Source organism: Streptomyces sp. DSM 116793 (assembly GCF_057320905.1).
Map to the genome: position 1 here is coordinate 5,788,317 of NZ_CM170494.1, position 19,207 is coordinate 5,807,523.

The 19,207-nt window shown below is 74.2% G+C and carries 12 protein-coding genes; 6 read left to right on the forward strand and 6 right to left on the reverse strand.

Annotation, left to right across the window (positions count from 1 at the left end; translation table 11 throughout):
- Nucleotides 1-58 precede the first annotated feature (58 nt).
- On the reverse strand, nt 59-919 hold the full coding sequence (locus tag ACSMXW_RS22725; RefSeq protein ID WP_485798867.1) for a L,D-transpeptidase family protein: 861 nt from the start codon (nt 917-919) through the stop codon (nt 59-61).
- A gap of 364 nt (nt 920-1,283) precedes the next feature.
- On the opposite strand from ACSMXW_RS22725, the gene ACSMXW_RS22730 reads away from it, so the two are divergent.
- Nucleotides 1,284-2,867: an acyl-CoA mutase large subunit family protein gene (locus ACSMXW_RS22730; RefSeq protein WP_485798869.1), complete on the forward strand. Its 1,584-nt coding sequence runs from the start codon at nt 1,284-1,286 to the stop codon at nt 2,865-2,867.
- A gap of 362 nt (nt 2,868-3,229) precedes the next feature.
- Here ACSMXW_RS22730 and ACSMXW_RS22735 read toward each other — a convergent pair whose 3' ends face one another.
- The 4 genes from ACSMXW_RS22735 to ACSMXW_RS22750 form a co-directional block, all read right to left on the reverse strand.
- The gene (locus ACSMXW_RS22735) at nt 3,230-4,165 is read right to left on the reverse strand and encodes a class I SAM-dependent methyltransferase (protein ID WP_485798871.1); all 936 of its coding nucleotides are present in this window, start codon (nt 4,163-4,165) and stop codon (nt 3,230-3,232) included.
- A gap of 537 nt (nt 4,166-4,702) precedes the next feature.
- On the reverse strand, nt 4,703-5,932 hold the full coding sequence (locus tag ACSMXW_RS22740) for an acyltransferase family protein (protein ID WP_485808227.1): 1,230 nt from the start codon (nt 5,930-5,932) through the stop codon (nt 4,703-4,705).
- Between the two features lie 498 nt (nt 5,933-6,430).
- Entirely contained in the window at nt 6,431-7,816 is a 1,386-nt protein-coding gene (locus ACSMXW_RS22745; RefSeq protein WP_485798873.1) for a polysialyltransferase family glycosyltransferase, read from the reverse strand.
- Nucleotides 7,813-8,793, reverse strand: coding sequence for a glycosyltransferase family 2 protein (locus ACSMXW_RS22750; protein ID WP_485798875.1), 981 nt, complete (start codon nt 8,791-8,793; stop codon nt 7,813-7,815). The genes ACSMXW_RS22745 and ACSMXW_RS22750 overlap by 4 nt, the downstream gene beginning before the upstream one ends.
- Nucleotides 8,794-8,991: 198 nt before the next feature.
- Here ACSMXW_RS22750 and ACSMXW_RS22755 point away from each other — a divergent pair, with 198 nt between their 5' ends.
- The 4 genes from ACSMXW_RS22755 (at nt 8,992) to ACSMXW_RS22770 (ending at nt 14,586) form a co-directional block, all read left to right on the forward strand.
- Complete coding sequence (locus tag ACSMXW_RS22755) at nt 8,992-10,338, forward strand: DUF6716 putative glycosyltransferase (protein WP_485798877.1); 1,347 nt, start codon at nt 8,992-8,994, stop codon at nt 10,336-10,338.
- Between the two features lie 347 nt (nt 10,339-10,685).
- Nucleotides 10,686-12,086 carry a cytidylyltransferase domain-containing protein gene (locus ACSMXW_RS22760; RefSeq protein WP_485798879.1) on the forward strand — a complete coding sequence of 467 codons (1,401 nt, stop codon included), beginning with the start codon at nt 10,686-10,688 and terminating at the stop codon, nt 12,084-12,086.
- Nucleotides 12,087-12,100: 14 nt separating this feature from the next.
- Nucleotides 12,101-13,030: an N-acetylneuraminate synthase family protein gene (locus ACSMXW_RS22765; RefSeq protein WP_485798881.1), complete on the forward strand. Its 930-nt coding sequence runs from the start codon at nt 12,101-12,103 to the stop codon at nt 13,028-13,030.
- A gap of 32 nt (nt 13,031-13,062) precedes the next feature.
- Entirely contained in the window at nt 13,063-14,586 is a 1,524-nt protein-coding gene (locus tag ACSMXW_RS22770; RefSeq protein WP_485798883.1) for a hypothetical protein, read from the forward strand.
- A gap of 349 nt (nt 14,587-14,935) precedes the next feature.
- On the opposite strand, the gene ACSMXW_RS22775 is transcribed toward ACSMXW_RS22770, so the two are convergent.
- Complete coding sequence (locus ACSMXW_RS22775; RefSeq protein WP_485798885.1) at nt 14,936-16,780, reverse strand: CpaE/TadZ family protein; 1,845 nt, start codon at nt 16,778-16,780, stop codon at nt 14,936-14,938.
- Nucleotides 16,781-17,796: 1,016 nt separating this feature from the next.
- Here ACSMXW_RS22775 and ACSMXW_RS22780 point away from each other — a divergent pair.
- On the forward strand, nt 17,797-19,068 hold the full coding sequence (locus tag ACSMXW_RS22780; protein ID WP_485798887.1) for an amidohydrolase: 1,272 nt from the start codon (nt 17,797-17,799) through the stop codon (nt 19,066-19,068).
- Nucleotides 19,069-19,207: the final 139 nt, after the last annotated feature.

Genomic DNA, 19,207 nt, shown 5'->3' on the forward strand with positions numbered 1-19,207 from the left:
CCGCTTTCGCGGACCTGGTTGATCGCCGTGGGCACGAACCCCGGTGCCGGGCACGCCGTCAGTAGACGATCACCTTGTCGCCGGTTCTGACCGCGTCGAACAACGCGGCGATCTTCTTCTTGTCGCGCACATTGACGCACCCGTGGCTCGCCCCGCTGTAGCCCCGCGCGGCGAAGTCCGCGGAGTAGTGGACGGCCTGGCCGCCGCTGAAGAACATCGCGTACGGCATGGGCGTGTGGTAGATCGTCGAGACGTGGTGCCGGGACTTGAAGAAGACCTTGAAGGAGCCCTCGCGGGTGGGGGTGTACTCCGACCCGAAGCGGACGTCCATCGACGAGAGCGTCCGGCCGTCGATCATCCAGGACAGGCTGCGGCTCTTCTTGCTGATGCACAGCACCCGCCCCGTCAGACACCGCGGATCCGGCCTGCCGACCGGCAGGGTCGTCGGCGGGTACAGCTCGTCGTGGGACGGCGCGTGGGTCAGGGCCACCAGCCGCTGCCAGGTGGTCCGGTCGGTGCCGCCGGTACGGGGCAGACCGTGGGCGCCCTGGAAGGCGCTGACCGCCGCGGCGGTGACGGTGCCGTAGTAGCCGGTCGGGTTACGGCCGAAGTAGGACAGCGTGCGCAGCCGCGCCTGGAGTTCGCGCACCTGCCCGCTCTCGCTGCCCTCGGCCATCAGCAGCACCGGCCGGGGCGTGGCCGGGGCGTGCGGCGCGGGGGCCTCGGTGGTGTGCCGCGGGGCGGGGCTCACCCGGGGGGCGGCCGGGGTGGGCGCGGACGGCGGCGACGGCGGCCGGGCCGCGGGGCTGCCCGCGGCGCCGGTCACCTGGACCGGACGGCAGCCGCTCAGCACCGCCAGTGCCGTGACCACGGCGACCGCGACGGCGAGACGTGCCACGGACTGCACGGGTGTGCGCATGAGTCCCCCCGGGCTCTGCTCGGCTGCCGAGAAGGATGCTTCCCGGCCCCGCACCGTGGTGAACCCGAATCCGGCCGCGTTCCGTGGGCGGTGGACCGTCACGATCCCGTCATGGACCGCGCGGTTCCGGGCACCCGGACGCATGCTGTGAGGAAGGTCCCAGCGTGTGGCCCTCCACCGGCCGCTCGGTGGCCGCTACAGTCCGTCGCAAGATCGGCGCAATTCCGCCTTTGGTCATCGTCCTTACTGTCCGTCCTCCAGTGGCGGCGTCGCCGGACGCCGGCACTGCCTGACCCCACCCATCGTTCACCACTAGTGGAGCCCGGCCGGTGGCCCGCCGGCGGCTCCAGCGGGAGGCCCCACCATGGCGCGCGAGTCGGAATCCGGACTGCCCATCGAGCCGGTGTACGGGCCGGACTCGCTGCGGGGCTGGGACGCGGCCGAGCGGCTCGGCGAGCCGGGCGCGTACCCGTTCACCCGGGGCGTGTACCCGACCATGTACACGGGCCGGCCCTGGACCATGCGGCAGTACGCGGGCTTCGGCACGGCGGTGGAGTCCAACGCCCGCTACCGCCAGCTCATCGAGCACGGCACCGCGGGGCTGTCCGTCGCGTTCGACCTGCCCACGCAGATGGGCCACGACTCGGACGCGCCCCTCGCGCACGGCGAGGTCGGCAAGGTGGGCGTGGCCGTCGACTCCATCGACGACATGCGGGTGCTGTTCGACGGGATCCCGCTGGACAAGGTCTCCACGTCGATGACGATCAACGCGCCCGCGGCGCTCCTGCTGCTGCTGTACCAGCTGGTGGCCGAGGAGCAGGGGGTGCCGGCCGGGAAGCTGACCGGCACCATCCAGAACGACGTCCTCAAGGAGTACATCGCCCGCGGCACGTACATCTTCCCGCCGAAGCCGTCGCTGCGGCTCGTCGCGGACATCTTCAAGTACTGCAAGGCGGAGATCCCCCGCTGGAACATGATCTCGATCTCCGGCTACCACATGGCGGAGGCGGGGGCCACGCCCGCGCAGGAGATCGCGTTCACCCTCGCGGACGGCATCGAGTACGTCCGCACGGCCGTCGCGGCCGGGATGGACGTCGACGACTTCGCGCCCCGGCTGTCGTTCTTCTTCGTGGCGCGCACCACGATCCTCGAGGAGGTCGCCAAGTTCCGGGCGGCCCGGCGGATCTGGGCGCGGGTGATGCGCGAGGAGTTCGGTGCGCGGAACCCGAAGTCGCAGATGCTGCGCTTCCACACCCAGACCGCCGGGGTCCAGCTGACCGCCCAGCAGCCCGAGGTGAACCTGGTGCGGGTGGCCGTGCAGGGCCTGGCCGCGGTGCTGGGCGGTACGCAGTCGCTGCACACCAACTCGTTCGACGAGGCCATCGCGCTGCCCACCGACAAGAGCGCGCGGCTCGCGCTGCGCACCCAGCAGGTGCTGGCGCACGAGACCGATGTGACGGCGACGGTGGACCCGTTCGCGGGCTCCTACGTCATGGAGCGGATGACGGACGATCTGGAGGCCGCCATCGTCGGCCTGATGGAGCGGGTCGAGGAGCTCGGCGGGGCGGTGAACGCGATCGAGCAGGGCTTCCAGAAGGCCGAGATCGAGCGCAGCGCGTACCGTATCGCCCAGGAGACCGATGCGGGGGAGCGGGTCGTCGTCGGGGTCAACCGCTTCACCATCGACGAGGAGGAGCCGTACGAGCCGCTGCGGGTCGATCCGGCGATCGAGCGGCAGCAGGCGGAGCGGCTGGCCCGGCTGCGCGCGGAGCGGGACGGCGCCGCGGTGGACGCGGCGCTGTCCGCCTTGCGGAAGGCGGCGGAGGGGGAGTCCGACAACGTCCTGTACCCCATGAAGGAGGCGCTGCGCGCCCGGGCCACCGTCGGCGAGGTCTGCAACGCCCTCCGGGACGTGTGGGGCGCATACGTCCCTCGGGACGTGTTCTGACGGCTCCGTCCCCGGGGGCGGTTTCTGCCGTTTCCGGACCGCCGGCGGGTGGTGGGTCGCTCGCGCAGTTCCCCGCGCCCCCTGTCGGGGTGGCCCCTTACCTGGAGGGCGGCCCCGGCCGTCCTTCAGGGGCGCGGACCCTGCGAAGGAGCCGGCCGCGGGCCGTGGTGGGTCAGGTGGGCCGTCAGGCCCTCGGAGGCGCCCGGTCGGGCACGGCGTCCGGCCACCCGCCGGACGGCGTCGGGTGACCGGGCTGTGACGCCCTCCGAGGGCATCCCGGGCGCCGACCCGGGCGCCGACCCGGGCGATCCGCCGGGGTCCGCCCTGGGCGGCCCGGCCGGGCGCGGCCCCCGGGTGAGCCGTCAGGCGCGGCCCTGCCGGCGCGCCCTGCTGCGCCGCACCGCGCGTGTGATGACCGGCGGCAGGACGTCCGCGGCGATACGGGCGGCGGAGGTGCGTGCGCCCTTGCCGCCGGGGCCCCGGCTGCCGCCCGGGCTCGCGGGCGCCGGGGGCGTGTGCGGTGCGGCGGGGGCGGGCGCGCCGTGCCGCGAGTGCGGGAAGTCGGGGGCGCGCATGCCCCGTGAGCGGAGCCGGACGAGGCGGTGCCCGGCGGCCTCCTGGAGGCTCACCCCGCAGTCGTCGCGGGCCTCGGCCATGGCGATCAGCTCGTCCTGGATGGGCCCCGGGTCCTCCCAGGTCCCGTAGAGCTTCTGGGTGCTCAGGCAGATCGGCCGCAGCCCGCGGTTGAGCACCGCCTCCCAGGTGGCGACGGCCACCCCGGGCGTGTGCTCCGACCGGAAGTCGTCCAGGACCACCACCCCGCCTGGCGCCAGCACCTTCTGGGCGGTGGCGATGTCGCCGTGCACGTGCTCGTACAGGTGCGAGGCGTCGATGTGCACGAACCGGCAGGAGGCCGGTGCCACGTGCCCGGCGGCCAGCGTGCTGGGGCCCTGCAGGACGGTGGGCAGCGCGTCGTGGAACGAGAGGTAGTTCCGCTCGAATGCCTCCCGGGTGAGCGTCGCGTACGACTTCTTCATCTCGTTGCCGTTCGCCTGGTCGGGCGCGTCGGACTCGAAGAGGTCGCAGACGGTGAAGGTCTCGCCCTCCTTCAGGTGCCGGCCCAGGAAGATCGCGCTCTTGCCCATGAACACGCCCAGCTCCAGCAGGTCGCCGCGCTGGCCCCGGCTCTCCTGCCGGGTCAGCAGCCACTCGAAGAGGACTTGGTCAAGGGCGGGGAACCAGCCGCGGACGTCGCTGAGTTCCCGGGGCAGGGGGGCGGTCTCGTGCGCTGTTGTCATGGGCGAACCTTCACGATGCGGATGGGTGGGGCCATGCGGATCGGACCGGTGGGGGCGGCCACGGCAAGGGTAGTTTTCAGTATGGAGTCGGCATATCAGGCATGCGCGGTCCCGCGTGGACCGTTCGAGTGGAGAAGGGGCCACGACAACCGCGGTGGCTCATGGACTCCGGTTTGCCGGGTGGTCTTTCCGCTGTGGCAGCGGCTTCCCCGGGCGCGGACGACTATGCCGGGTGGGGGATGGCGGTCCGGGGGCGCGCAGATGAAGAAATCGTTCATTGCCGCGCCACGGGGAATTCACTTCCGGGAATTCGCGCCGGGAATCCGTGGCCGGGTTCCCCCGGTTCTCCGGGGGTGGGGGGAACGCGGTTCTCCGGGGGGTGCGGGAAACGCGGTTCTCCGGGGGGTGCGGGCGGGGCGCGGGGAACGGCCCGAGCCCCCCAACCGGCCGGTGGCCGGGGAGACGACCGCAAGGGGCTGGGCCCGGTGGCCCGCCGCGGGCGCGTCGTGGCCGGCCGCGCAGTGCGCGGGAAAGCGCCTACCGGGGTGAGGGCGCCGTGAGGGACCGGCGCAGCAGCGGCGTCGCCCGCTTCTCGACGTAGCGGTTGAGGAGCCAGGCGAGCAGCAGCATGCCCGCGATGGTGAGGGCGAACGTCGCCCAGGACGGCACGCCGAGGCCGCGGTGCAGTTCCCGTATCGCGACCCAGCCCAGGTGCTCGTGCACCAGGTAGAACGGGTAGGTGAGCGCCCCGGCGACGGTCAGCCAGCGCCAGTCGGCCCACTTCAGGGCGCCCAGCGCGATGGCGCCGACGAGCACATACCCGAGGGTGACGATCAGGATGATCACCGAGGCCGAGCGGTACGAGAAGAAGTGCGGGTCGGGCGCGTGCCACAGGCCCGCCACCGCGTAGCGCTGGCCGGTCAGCCAGCTCACCACCACGATGCCCCAGGCCATGGCGTCCCGGCGGTTGCGGTGCAGGAGGTACAGGCCCATGCCGCCGATGAAGTACGAGGCGTACTCGGGCATCAGCACCAGGTTGAGCAGGGGCTCGTCCGCCGCCTGCGCGATCGCCGCGGCCATCGTCCACACCGCGCAGAACAGCACCACCCGGCGCCGGGTGACGCCCGGCAGCACCAGGCAGAGCGCGAAGAGCGCGTAGAACCGGATCTCCACCCAGAGCGTCCAGCACACGCCCAGCACCCGGTCGGCGCCCAGCGGCTGCTGGAGCAGCGTCAGGTTCACCAGGGCGTCGCTCGGCGACACCGCCTCGTACACCACCGGCGGCAGCGCGAAGACGGCCGTCACCAGCACCACCGCCACCCAGTACGCGGGCATCAGCCGGGCGACCCGGGAGGCGAAGAACGACCGCAGGGGCCGCCCCCAGCCGCTCATGCAGATCACGAAGCCGCTGATCACAAAGAAGATCTGCACCCCGAGGCAGCCGTACGCGAACCAGCCGTGCAGCGTCGGGAACTGGTGCCGCGGCGAGCCGCCCCAGGCGCTGGTGACCTCGCCGTCCCGGCCGCCGTAGTGGTAGAGGGCCACCATCAGCGCGGCGACCAGGCGCAGCCCGTCCAGCGCGCGCAGCCGGCCGCCGCCGCGCTCCGCCGGCCTTCGCGGCCCCGGGATGGCGGCCCGGGTCTCCGGAGGGAGGGCGAGGCGGGTGACGCGCCGGGCCCCGGGCCGGTCCGGGGGCCGTACCGCGGGCGTCCCGGGGCTGTCCGGCGTGTCCGGGGCCAGGGGACCGCGCGAGTCCTCGGGAGTGATCGTCACGGGTGTCCCTTCGGGGCGTGCGCTCAACTACGGGGGCGCACAGGCGCGCGCCCGGAGCGGCCAGCGTAAAACCCGCACAACCCGAGAACCGGTACGAAAATAAGCGGTTCGCCGGGCCGACACCATGAGTTCACCTGGGGTCCGGCCCTGTTTGCCGAACCGTTGCCCGAACGCCATCCGGGAGTCGTCGCGCCTCCTCCGCGCCACCCACCCGACGTTCTCCTCCCGCGCCCGGCCCGGCCACGTCGAGGGACTGGGCGCGCCAACGCCGGGCCGACCGCGCGGAGGAGGCGCTACCGCCGCACCCGGCACGCCTACCTGCGCACGACCGCCGGCCCACGGCGCACGACCGCCGCCCCCACGGTCGTACGACCGCCCCCCACGGCCGTACGGCCACGCCCCCACGCCCCGGCCACGCCCCCACGGCCGCCTCCCCACCGCCGACAGGCCGGCGACAGGCCGGCGACCCTGGCGCCCTGCGTGCCGCCGCCCCTACCGCCGCGCCGAGCGCCGCAGCGCCCGCGCCTGGCGGACCACGCGGCGCAGCCGGGCATTGCGCGGGATGAACGCGAGCTGTGCGGGTACGGCGCCCGGCAGGGCCAGCGCGGTGAGCCGGCGCCGTTTGAAGTAGCGCCAGGTGTGCGCGTTCAGATGCCGGGAGAGATACGCCTCGGCGTCCTGGCGGCGGTCCGGGTAGATCTTCGGCTGCATGGCGAAGCCGACCGCCGTGACCAGACCGGTCAGCTCCTGCTTGGCCGGGTCGATGAGCTGGGCCTCCACCATCGCCCGGTCGGTCAGCTCGGGCAGCAGCGCGTCCACGATCGTGACGGGCACCCGGTTGCTGTTCTGGTACGGGGTGAGGCGTTCCAGCAGCACCTCCGTGCCGAGCCGGGCGACCGGCAGGCCGTAGAAGGTGGCGGCGGTGAAGAGCGCCGTGGAGAAGCAGCCGACGACCAGCGCGGGCTGCATCCGCTGGTAGAGCACCTCGGCGAGGACGGGGGTGTCGAGCACGGTCAGCTCGGCGCCCAGCTTCTCGGCCTCCTCCTCCAGCAGCCGCGACCAGCGCGCCGGAGCCATCGGGTGCGGCTTGAAGACGATCTTCCTGTGGCCCAGCCCGACCGCGCCCCGCACCATCCGCACGTGCAGGTTCTCCTCCTCCTCGCCGGTGAGGATCTCCAGCGCGGACAGGTACTGGCCGAGCAGCAGCGCGGGCCCGCGCAGCTCGGGCAGGCCGGCGGCGGCCGCGTCGCCCAGCTCGCCGAGCACCTTCACGAAGACCTCGGTGGGCACGATCTGCGGCGGCACGTCGAACTCGGTCAGCAGCAGCGGCGTGAGGCCCGGCACCAGGTCCAGGTGGAGCAGCCGCCGCACCCGGGTGCCCACCAGCGGGTCCAGCTTGTTCCGGGTGGGCCCGTAGCTCATCAGGCCGTCGGCGTAGACGTCGATGGGAGCGCCCGTGAAGATCTGGGTGATCGCCAGCGCCGGGTTGACCTGGATGGACTCCACGGCCAGCTCCACCGCGTCGTCGCCGAGGCCCCAGGCGAGCCGCAGGTACCGCTCCCACAGCGGGATGTCGTCCGGGCGCGGGGACCAGCCGCCGGGGTGGAACGGGAAGATCGTCTCGTTCCACGACAGGACGTCGTCGAAGCGGTGCCGCAGCCGCTCGAAGCCCGCCATCTCGTCGAGCGGGGGCGTGGTCTCGGGCGTCGCCGCGTTGTTCAGGACGAGCAGGATCGCGCGGTCCGGCGCCGTGAAGCAGTCCGCGTCGATGGCCGCGGCCAGGGTCGCCGCGCCGTACAGCGTGGAGGCGCAGTAGATCCTGGTGGTACGGCGGCGGGCGCCCCGCGGCGCCGCACCCGGGAGGGCCGTGGTGCTCACGCGGCGGCCTCCCCGGCCGGCACCGGGCGCCGGCGCAGCCGCCGCAGCCGGCTGGCGCGCTCGATGTCCATGGAGTCGAGCGCCTCCTCCAGGACCGGCTGCGGCATACGCTTCAGCGCCGCCGTGCTCATCGCCTTCAGTTTGCGGGCCACGGGTGGTTCGAACCTTTCGATGGAACCCAGATGGTGGGAGATGATCGCGCAGTAGGTGCGCACCGCCTTCGGCAGCAGGCTGTCCGCGTCGGGATCCTCGGCGGTCTCCTGGATCACCTGGTCGAACGCCCGGATGAAGTCGAGCTGGCGTGTGTCCCCGATCTGCGTCAGGGAGGACGCCACGCCGCGCCGGTAGAAGACGCCCAGCAGGCTGACCGCCGCGAAGGACTCCGCCTCCCGGTGCAGCTTCCAGATCCACGGCCGGTCCTCCGCCGTGCGCAGCCCGTCCCTGAAGTGCAGCACACCCTTGTCGAGCAGCCGCCGGTGGTAGATCCCCGCCCAGGCGTAGGCGTAGTCGACCGAGGTGGAGCGGTGCGCCGGCAGGATCGCGTCGCGCGGGCGCATCACCTCGCCGCGGCGGCCGTGCGGGACCCGGTGCACCGCGCGCGCCCGCGCCGTGCACTGGACATGGTCCGTGCGCACGAAGTCGCAGCCCAGCGTCTCGATGGCGGCGAGGAGCCGCGGGTAGTAGCCGGGCGCCAGCCAGTCGTCGCCGTCCAGGAAGGTCAGGTACTCGCCGCCTGCCGCGTCGATGCCGGTGTTCCGCGCGGTCGCCAGGCCGCCGTTCTGCTCGTGCCTGATGAGTCTGGCGCCGGGGATGTCCCGCGCGGCCCTTTCCAGAATGTCCGGAGTGCCGTCCTTCGAACAATCGTCGACGAAAATGAACTCGAAGTCGTCGCGCGCGTTCGCGCGCAGGCTTCTCAATGTGTCGGGCGCATATTGCTGCACGTTGTAGAACGGCACAATGACGGAGAGCTTAACCACGCGGGTGACGTTAGGTGTCGCCCCGGCATTCGTCTTGACCCGCGGTGAGATGGAAGGTGAACGGCACGTGGCGGTCTGGTGAACCGAGCTGTTTTCCATATCGTCACGGCGCCGATTACCCATTCGTCGACGCGCTGTTAACCGTTTGTTGGCATCAGGTTGGGCTGCGGCTACGAATGCCTTCCTAGCGTCGCTCACGTGCCAGCAAGTACCTCGAAGCCCCCCCGGGTGGCCGTGCTCGCGGACTCCGACACCCGGTGGAAGTGGGGGGCGCTCACCGCTTCCCGCATCGTGTCGGACGCCCGCCTCGACGGCTACCTCCTGCGCGGCCGTGCCACCCCGACGCCCCGTCAGCTTCAGGAGGTCGGCATACCCGCGGACTCGCTCCGCGAGGTGACCGCGGTCGAATTCCTGCGCGCGATGGGCGGGGCGGTCGCGGGAGGCGAGGCGGAGACCGGCGGGGCCGCCGGCGAGCTGCCGGACGTGATCGTCCTCGCGCTGGTCGGCGGCGGCGTGGGGGCCCTCCTGCACGGCCTCGCGCGCGCCTGGCGGGGCCGCACCCACCGCCCGGTGGTCGTCACCGGCTACGTCGGCGTGGTCTACGAGAAGCTGGCCGACGGCCTGCTGCTGCGGCACGGCGCCGACCTGGTGCTCGCCAACTCCCGGCAGGACGCGGAGCGGTTCCGCGGCGTCTACGCGGGCGTCGGCGCCGACGACTCCTCGGTCGTCGAGACCGCGCTGCCCTTCCTCGGCGGCGCGCCCTACACGGCACCGCACACCCCGTACACCGTCGTCTTCGCCGCGCAGCCCTCGGTGCCCGAGACCCGCGCCGAGCGCACCTACCTGCTGGACCGGCTCCTCCAGCACGCCCGGCAGCACCCCGACCGCGAGGTGCTGCTGAAGCTGCGCAGCAAGCCCGGCGAGCACACCACCCACATCGAGGAGCTGCCCTACCAGCGGCTCGCCCAGCGCGCGGGGGCGCTGCCCGGCAACTTCCGGACCGTCTACGGCCACATGGGCGACGTGCTCGACCGCACCGACCTGCTCGTCACCGTCTCCTCCACGGCCGCGCTGGAGTCCCTGCACCGCCGGATCCCGACCGCCGTCCTCACCGACCTCGGGATCCGCGAGAAGCTCGGCAACCACCACTTCCTCGGGTCCGGCTGCCTCACCTCCTGGGACCGGCTCGACGACGGCGACCTCCCCGAGCCCGATCCGGTCTGGCTGGCGCGGCAGGGGGTGGCGGCCGACGGGGCGTATGAGAAGTCGTTCGACGCGGCGCGTGAGCGGATCGCCTCGCTGCTGGCCGGGGACGGGTTGCCGCCGCTGCGGCCCTACTACACCCGGGCCACCGCGCCCGGGTACCTGCCCGGGATCCTCGCGCGGCACCACCTCGGTCCTGACGGCAGTCCGCTGCCGGGGGCGCCCGGTGTGGACCGGGCGCCCGGGCCGGTGCGGCAGGTGGTGCGGCGCGCCGCGCGGGGTGCCTACCGGCACGGGGTGCAGCGGGTGGCTCCCGTCATCCGGCGGATGGGCGAGCTGTGAGGGGCGCCGTGCCGCTTCGGGATGCGGTTGTCCGCTCGGCGGCGGGCCGTGGGCCGGGTGTCGCCCTGCGGGCTCGTCCTCAAGCGCCGGACGGGCTTGATTGTCGCGCCCTGCTCGTGTGGCGTCAGGCCCCGCGTGCGGCGGCGGGCCGTGGGCCGGGTGTCGCCCTGCGGGCTCGTCCTCAAGCGCCGGACGGGCTCCGTCCGTGCGGCGCCGTTCCCACCGGTCTTGGAGTCCGCGACCGCCGCCGAGCCGCCCACGCCATGGGCGGTGCTGTCCACGACGCGTCGTGCCGCGCCCCCCACCGTCGCCCTCTCCACCCCCACTGTTCCCTCTAGGAGTTCCTCATGCCCCACCCGGAAGCGGGCACCGCGGCGCCGGTTCGGCGCGTGCTTGCTGTGATTCCCGCGCGCGGCGGTTCCAAGGGCGTGCCCGCCAAGAACCTCGCCCCGGTCGGCGGCGCACCGCTGGTGGTGCGGGCCGTGCGGGAGTGCAGGGCCGCCCGGCTGGTCACCGATGTCGTCGTCTCCACGGACGACCGGGCGATCGCCGACGCCGCCCGCGAGGCCGGCGCCGAGGTCGTGCTGCGGCCCGCCGCCATCGCGGGCGACACGGCCACCAGCGAGGCCGCCGTGCTGCACGCCATGGACGCCCACGAGGCCCTGCACGGCGCCCGGGTGGACCTGGTGCTGCTCGTGCAGTGCACCAGCCCGTTCCTGGTCCACGAGGACATCGACCAGGTGGTCACGGCGATCGCGGAGCACGGCGCCGACACCGCGCTCACCGTCGCGCCCTTCCACGGCTTCGTCTGGCGCGACGCCGCCGACGACCCGGTCATCGGCGCCCAGCACACCGGGACGGTGAGCGGCAAGGCGGCCCTGAAGGCCGCCGCGGTCGCCGACTCCACCACCACCCGCGGCGGCTACGGCGTCAACCACGACAAGTCGTTCCGGCCGCGCCGCCAGGACCGTCCCCAGGACCTGCTGGAGACCGGCGCCGTCTACGGCATGGCCGCGGCGGCGTTCCGCGAGCACCAGCACCGGTTCTTCGGCCACACGGAGCTGGTGCGGACCGATCCGGCGCGGGTCCTGGAGGTCGACGACCCGCACGACCTGGCCCGCGCCCGCGCCCTCGCCTCGCTCTTCGACGCCGGCCGCCCCGCCGCCGCGGACGCCGCCCGCCCGGACGCCACGGCAAGTGGCGCCCCCACGCTCGGGGCCCCGGTCCCCGGCCCGGCGGACCCGCCGGCCCGGCACCTGCCGAGCCGCGACGACATCGACGCGGTCGTACTCGACTTCGACGGCACCCAGACCGACGACAGGGTGCTGATCGACTCCGAAGGACGGGAGTTCGTCTCCGTGCACCGCGGCGACGGACTCGGCATCGCCGCCCTGCGCAGGTCGGGGCTGCACATGCTGATCCTGTCCACGGAGGAGAACCCGGTCGTCGCCGCCCGCGCACGGAAGCTCAGGATCCCCGTGCTGCACGGCGTCGACCGAAAGGACCTCGCACTCAAACAGTGGTGCGAGGAGCAGGGCATCGCGCCGGAGCGCGTGCTCTACGCGGGCAACGACGTCAACGACCTCCCGTGCTTCGGCCTCGTCGGCTGGCCCGTGGCGGTCGCGAGCGCTCATGACGTCGTCCGCGGCGCCGCACGCGCGGTCACCACCAACGCCGGTGGCGACGGCGCGATCCGAGAGATCGCCAGCTGGATCCTCGGCCCTTCTCTCGACTCCCTCGACAAGTAAGGACAGCTCCTGTCATGAGCAACTCCCGTCTGCGCACCCTCGGTTCGAAGACCGCCGGCCCCGGCCACCCCGTGTACATCACCGGCGAGATCGGGATCAACCACAACGGCGACCTCGACAACGCCTTCAAGCTGATCGACGCCGCCGCGGAGGCCGGCTGCGACGCCGTCAAGTTCCAGAAGCGCACCCCGGAGATCTGCACCCCCCGCGACCAGTGGGACATCGAGCGCGACACCCCCTGGGGCCGGATGACGTACATCGACTACCGGCACCGCGTCGAGTTCGGCGAGGACGAGTACCGCGCCATCGACGAGCACTGCAGGGAGAAGGGCATCGCCTGGTTCGCCTCGCCGTGGGACACCGAGGCCGTCGCCTTCCTGGAGAAGTTCGACGTGCCCGCCCACAAGGTGGCCTCCGCCTCCCTCACCGACGACGAGCTGCTGCGCACCCTGCGCGCCACCGGCCGGACGATCATCCTGTCCACCGGCATGTCGACGCCCCGCCAGATCCGGCACGCGGTGGAGGTGCTGGGCTCCGACAACATCCTGCTCTGCCACGCCACGTCCACGTACCCGGCCAAGGCCGAGGAGCTGAACCTGCGCGTGATCAACACCCTGCAGTCCGAGTACCCGAACGTCCCGATCGGCTACTCGGGCCACGAGACCGGCCTGCAGACCACGCTCGCCGCGGTCGCCCTCGGCGCCACCTTCGTGGAGCGCCACATCACCCTGGACCGCGCCATGTGGGGCTCCGACCAGGCCGCCTCCGTGGAACCGCAGGGGCTCCAGCGCCTCGTCCGCGACATCCGCACCATCGAGGCCTCGCTCGGCGACGGCGTCAAGAAGGTGTACGAGTCGGAGCTCGGCCCGATGAAGAAGCTCCGCCGCGTCGCGGGCGTCGTCGCCGAGCGGGAGGCCGCCGAGCCCCAGCCCGCGGCCGTCTGACGCCGGCCGCCGACGGTACCCGGACACCGGACATGAGCCCCCACACCGGGCAGCCCCGCAGCGGTGAGCCCCGCACCGGGCCGGCGGGCCCCGAACCCGCCCAGTCCCGCGCCGCCGCGGCCTCGGCCGCCCCCCTCCCGACGCTCGCCTTCGTCGAGAGCCCCGTCCAGCTCCTCAACGTCCTGGAGTGGGCCCACCGGCACGCACCGGACGGCGCGCGGGATGACGCGCGGGACGGTGCGCTGCGCGACGGGGACGGTCCGGGGACGGGGGCGGGGGGCGCGTCGGAGCGTGCGCCCGGGCGAGCGCCGGGAGACGCGTCCGCGCGGGCGTCGGAGAGCGCGTCCGCGCGTCCGCCAGGGGGCGCGTCCGGGAGCTCGCCGGGCGGCGGGGCGCTGCTCGCTGCCCGGGGACCCGGTTCCGGGATCACCGTCGTCGTCCTCTCTCCCACCGACCCGATGACCCGCGGGCAGCTCCGCCGGATGACGGAGCTGGCCCGCGACGAGGGCCATCACGTCCGGTGGGAGGAGGCACGCGGCGCCACCACGGCACCGCTCGCCACCGTGCGCGGGCTCGCGCCGCTGCTGCGCGCCGCGCGCCGGATCGTCATCGGCGACCCCTTCTCCCGCTACGTCCAGCTGCTGCTGACCATCACCCGCGCCCGTGATCTGGTCGTCGTGGACGACGGCACGGCCACCATGGAGTTCGTCGCGCAGCTCGCCCGCGGGGAGCGGCTGGTGCGCTGGCACCGGCGCGGTGGCCGTCCCGGGGCGCGTGACCTGGTCTTCGCTCCGGTCTCCGCCTCGGCACGCCGGCGGCTCACGCCGGGACGCCGGCGCACGGTCGAGATCTTCTCCTCGATGCCCATCCAGGACGTTCCGGACGGGGTCCGGGTCACCGCCAACGACTTCGGCTGGACCCGTGCGCGCTTCGGGCCGCCCCGTGTCGGCGAGGGCGCCGACCTGGTCGGCACCTCCCTGGTCGAGACGGGCGTCGTCGACCTCGAACGCTATCTTGAGGCCGTGCGCGCCCTGGCCCGCGAACACGGCGCCACACGCTACTTCGCGCACCGCCGTGAGGACACCGACAAGCTGCACCGGCTGGCCACCGAGACCGGCCTGCAGATCGTCCGCCCCGACCTGCCGCTGGAACTCATCGCCCGCCGCGGCCCCGTCGGCCGCACGATCGTGAGCTTCCCGTCCACGGTGGTGCACACGCTGCCGCTGGCCCTGACCGGCACCGGCGTGCAGGTCGCCGTCTGCGACATCGACCCCGCCTGGCTCACCGCCCATGCCTCGCCGCGTGCCGAGGGGTTCCTCGCGGGCGTCACGGACACGGCGCGCGGCGTCCAGCGGCTGGGCCAGGGCGGCGCCGAGGCCTCGCGGCCCGCGGTGCGGCCCACGGTGCCCGGTCAGGAGAGCAGAGAAGGTGCCCCGGCGGGCCCCTCCGACGGCCTGCCCGGCCAGGGGGGCCTCCCCGGCCAGGGGGCGGACGGCATTCCCGGCCAGGAGTCCCCCCACCAGCGCGCGAACCGCCTGACCCCACCACGCGTCTGACCTTCCCCTCCGCGGGGGCGCCCGGAAGGGGCGGTGCCTCTTGCGGTCTCGTGTCCGGCCACTGGCCGGTGGGCGCTGGTCGCGCAGTTCCTCGCGCCCCTGGAGGTGGCTGCCTCTTGCGGTCTCGTTTCCGGCCAGTGGTCGGTGGGGGCTGGTCGCGTGCCTCGCGCCCCTCTCGGGGCACAGCCCCGCCGGCCGGTGGCCGGTACGAGAGCTCAGGGCAGCGCCCTGGAGGGGCGCGGGGCGGCGCCGCGTGGGCGCGACCAGCCACGACGAGGCCGGCAGATGCATCCCGTCCGATGTGACCCGTACAGCGGGGGCGCGGAGCCCCCGGGAGGGAAGCCGGGGCCTACGGAACCGTCACCGCCCGGACCATGACCTCCGCCCCCATCCGCACCGCCGCGTCCCGCGTCGACTCCGCCAGCATCGGCGCGCGAATGGGCCCGCCCTGGGCCAGGTGCCGGTCGTAGGGGACCGGGAACACGGGCACGCCGATCTCCCTGAGATGGCCGATCGCGGCCTTCGCGTCGAGCGTGGTGTCGGGCGAGTGCGCGGTCAGCGCGACGACCGTGCTGCCGAGGGCCGGCCGCGGCAGCGCGGCCAGCCAGTCCAGCACGACCCGCGTGCTGTTCACGCCCTCCGCCGTCATCGGGGCGACCACCACCCGGGCGTGCGCGATGTCCATCGCCGTACGGGCCACCTCGCCCGGCAGCGTCTCGCAGTCCACCACCGTCACCGCGAAGTAGCGCCGCAGGGCCTGGGTGACCCGGACGTACGTCGGCACGTCGAGCGGCGCGCCCACCCGGCCCTGGCTCGCGGGCAGCAGCCAGCCACCGTCCGTGACCGGCACCAGGTAACCAGTCAGGTCGGTGAGCTGCATGCCCGGGTACATCAGGTGCACCAGGTCCATGGCGGACCAGCGCACCGACTCCGCCCCCATCCGCACCGGGAGCGTGCCGAGCGCCGCGTCGGCCTCCAGGGTCAGCACCGGATCGTGCCGGTAGCGGTTGTACGCCCGGCCCAGCAGTGCGGCCACCGTGGTCTTGCCGACCCCGCCCCTGATGGACGTCACAGCGATCACCCGGCCGCTGCTCACCGGCGACTGGAGCTGCACGGCGAGCCGGGCCTGCTCGGTCCGCTCCATGTCGGTCTGCGCCAGTCTGCGCAGCGAACGCCCTGTGCGCCGGGCCACCGAGTCACCGTGCTGCGGTCGCCCCAGCGCGATGGCGAGCCGCGGGTCGACGGTCGGCACGGAGTTCGGCGTCGGCAGCGAGACATGCGTCGCCCCGCGCTGCGTCCGCACGGCACCGGCCACGGTGCCGTGCGCGACGGGGGCCGGCGCCCCCTGGTACGGCGCGGGCGCGACCGGGACGTACCCGGTCGCCGCCGGTACGGCCGCGGGGGGCGGCGGGCTCGGTAGGGGGGCGGAGGCCGGTGCGGGCGCGACGGGGGCCGGTGGGGGTGTGGGTGTGGACGCGGGTGCGGGCGCGGCGGGGGCCGGTGGGGGTGTGGGTGTGGACGCGGGTGCGGGCGCGGCGGGGGCCGGTGGGGGTGTGGGAGTGGACGCGGGCGCGGGCGCGGCCGGGGTCGGTGCGGGCGCGTCGTCCCCGGGTTCGGCGGGAGTGCCGCCCTCGGCGGTCCGTGTGGGCTGGACGGGCGTGCCTTCTCCGGTGGCCGGTGCGGGTCGGGTGGGCCCGGCGGCCTCGGGTTCGGCGGGAGTGCCGCCCTCGGCGTCCACGGGGTCGGCGGGCGTTTCGGGCGTGCGCTCGGGGGCCTGTGCCGCCGCGCCCGCGTCGCCGGGCTCGTCTGCGGAGGTGGGGGAGGGCTGCCGGAAGAGGTCGTCCTCCAGCCTGCTCAACGCACTTACGGGGCGGACCGCTTCGGCACCCGGAGGAGGCACCGCGGCGGAGGCCCCGCCCTCGGAACCGTCCGGCTTCCCCTCGCCCACGGCACCGCCCGGTGTGTCCCGCGCCGCCGCGTCCGTGGCGGCGGCCGGACCCTCCGCGGGCGCGGCCTCCTCGCCGTCCGACGGCACCGGCACGGCCGCGGGCCGCTCCGCGTCGGGACCGTCGGGCGCGCGCCCGGGCGGCGGTGCCGTCAGGTGCAGGGTCGCCGACGGATCCGGCTTCCCGCCGCCGGAGCACGCTCCGCGTGCCCCCGGCTCCTCGCGCTCCGCCTGCGTTTCCTGCCCCATGCGGACTTCTCCATCCCCACGATCCCGTTGACCCCGTACGTACCCGGGCCGGGCACCGTAACGAGCACCGCACGAACGCTGTGTACCGTACGGCCCGGCCGTGCCCGCCCGGCGCGGAGCCCCGGGCGGACCCTAGGATCATCCCGCACCCGGGGCCCGGGCCCCACGGCCTCCCCGGGCCGTTATGAAGCCGCAAACCGCAGGTGGCGTAGGACGGCGTGACACCGCATCAGCACGGCGCACGGTACGCTCCGCGCCCCGAAGAGCCGCCGCCGCGGAACGGACGTGCCGCTCCGGTCGCCGGCCTCACCGCCCCTGGGCGATGATCACCCACGCCGCGGCGGGCGCGGCGAACACCGCACCGGCCACCCACCGCCCCGCGCTCGCCCCGGGCGGCGCGCCGTGCCCCGGCAGGGCGACGGGAAGGCGAGCCGGACCCGGCGAGCCGGACCCGGCCGGTGGTGCCGAAGGCGGGCAGGTGGCCGGGCCGGCCGCGCACCGTGAGCCGGGCCGCCGGCCCGCAGGATGAGCCACGCCGCGCCGGCCCGCAGTTCCATGGCGTTCTCGGACCGCGGCGGGTACGTCTCGGCGGGCGCGTCCCGGTGTGGCCGCGGACCATCATCCGGCCCACCGTCCGCTGCCGGGTCCGCGGCTGGTCGCGGCCATGCGGCGGAGCCTCCCCCACTGCCTCAAGGGCGTGGGAGGCACCCCTAGGACACAGCCCCGCGCCGCTCCCGGGGCACCCTCGCCCGCCGAGCCAGCCGCCGAGCCACCGCCGAGCGACCGTCGGCCGCCGCCGAGCGACCGTCGGCCGCCGCCGAGCGACCGTCGGCCGCCGCCGAGCGACCGTCGGCCGCCGCCGAGCGACCGTCGGCCGCCGCCGAGCGATAAAAATCGTGTTTATACCCATGCCCTCGACAGATCATGCAAGGCAGAGACGATTCTTCGCGGCCGCATGGCCGAAATTACGGTGATCGAGAGGTGGCGGATCCCCAAAGGGGCCTACCCTTCAAAGGGTGAACCAGCTAACGTCCTCCGAGTCTCCGGCCGATCTGCCTGGGGAAGCCGACCCGCCGGGCCCGCTGCCCGGCGCCGCACTGCCCGGCACGCTGTCCGGGGAACTCCGCGCCGAGCTCGTGGCGTTTCGGCGCGATCTGCATATGCATCCCGAGCTGGGCAACCAGGAGTTCCGCACCACCGCCGCACTCAAGGCCCGGCTGGAACTCGCCGGTCTGGAGCCCCGTGTGCTGGCCACCGGCACCGGCCTGGTCTGCGACATCGGTGCCGCCCCGGGCGACGGCCCCGCCCGGCCGATGCTGGCCCTGCGCGCCGACATCGACGCGCTGCCCATCCCGGACACCAAGCTCGGCTGCGTCTACCGCTCCACGGTGCCCGACCGCGCGCACGCCTGCGGCCACGACATGCACACCACCGTGGTGCTGGGCGCCGGCCTCGTCCTCGCCGAGCTGCACCGGCAGGGCGCCCTGCCGCGGCCCGTGCGGCTGATCTTCCAGCCGGCCGAGGAGGTGCTGCCGGGCGGCGCTCCCGACGCGATCGACGCCGGGGTGCTGGAGGGCGTCGGCCGGATCATCGGCGTGCACTGCGACCCCAAGGTCGACGCGGGCCGGATCGGGCTGCGGCACGGGCCGATCACGTCCGCATGCGACCGTCTCGAGATCGCGCTCGACGGCCCCGGCGGGCACACCGCACGCCCGCACCTGACCACCGACCTGGTCACCGCCGCCGCCCGGGTCGCCACCGACGTCCCCATGCTGGTCGCCCGCCGCGTCGACGCCCGCTCGGGGCTCGCCGTCACCTGGGGCCGCATCGAGTCGGGCCACGCCTGCAACGTGGTGCCGCAGCACGCCGAGCTGTCCGGCACCGTCCGCTGCCTGGACCTGGACGCCTGGCGGCAGGCGCCCGATCTGGTGCACGCCGCGATCGACGAGATCGCCGGCCTCTACCGGGCCAAGTCGGAGATCAACTACATCCGCGGGGTGCCGCCCGTCGTCAACGACCCGCTCGTCACCGAACTGCTGCACGACGCCATGGCCGCCCGGCGCGGTACCCGGTCCGTCGAGGACACCGTGCAGAGCCTGGGCGGCGAGGACTTCTCCTGGTACCTGGAGCAGGTGCCGGGCGCCATGGCCAGGCTCGGTGTGCGCACCCCCGGTGAGCGCCTCTCGCGCGACCTCCACCAGGGCGACTTCGACGCCGACGAGTCCGCGATCGACGTCGGTGTGGAGCTCTTCACGGCCGCCGCCCTGCTCGACGCCGACCGCTTCTGAACGCTTCCCGGCGTTCCTGAGCGTGTCTCGTCGTCGCCTCTGAACGATTCCCCGGTGGCCGGCCGAACGCCCGCCGCCGCGAGGGCGCCGCCACCCGTCGGCCATCCCTCCGCATCCCCTGATTCCGGTCCCCGTCACC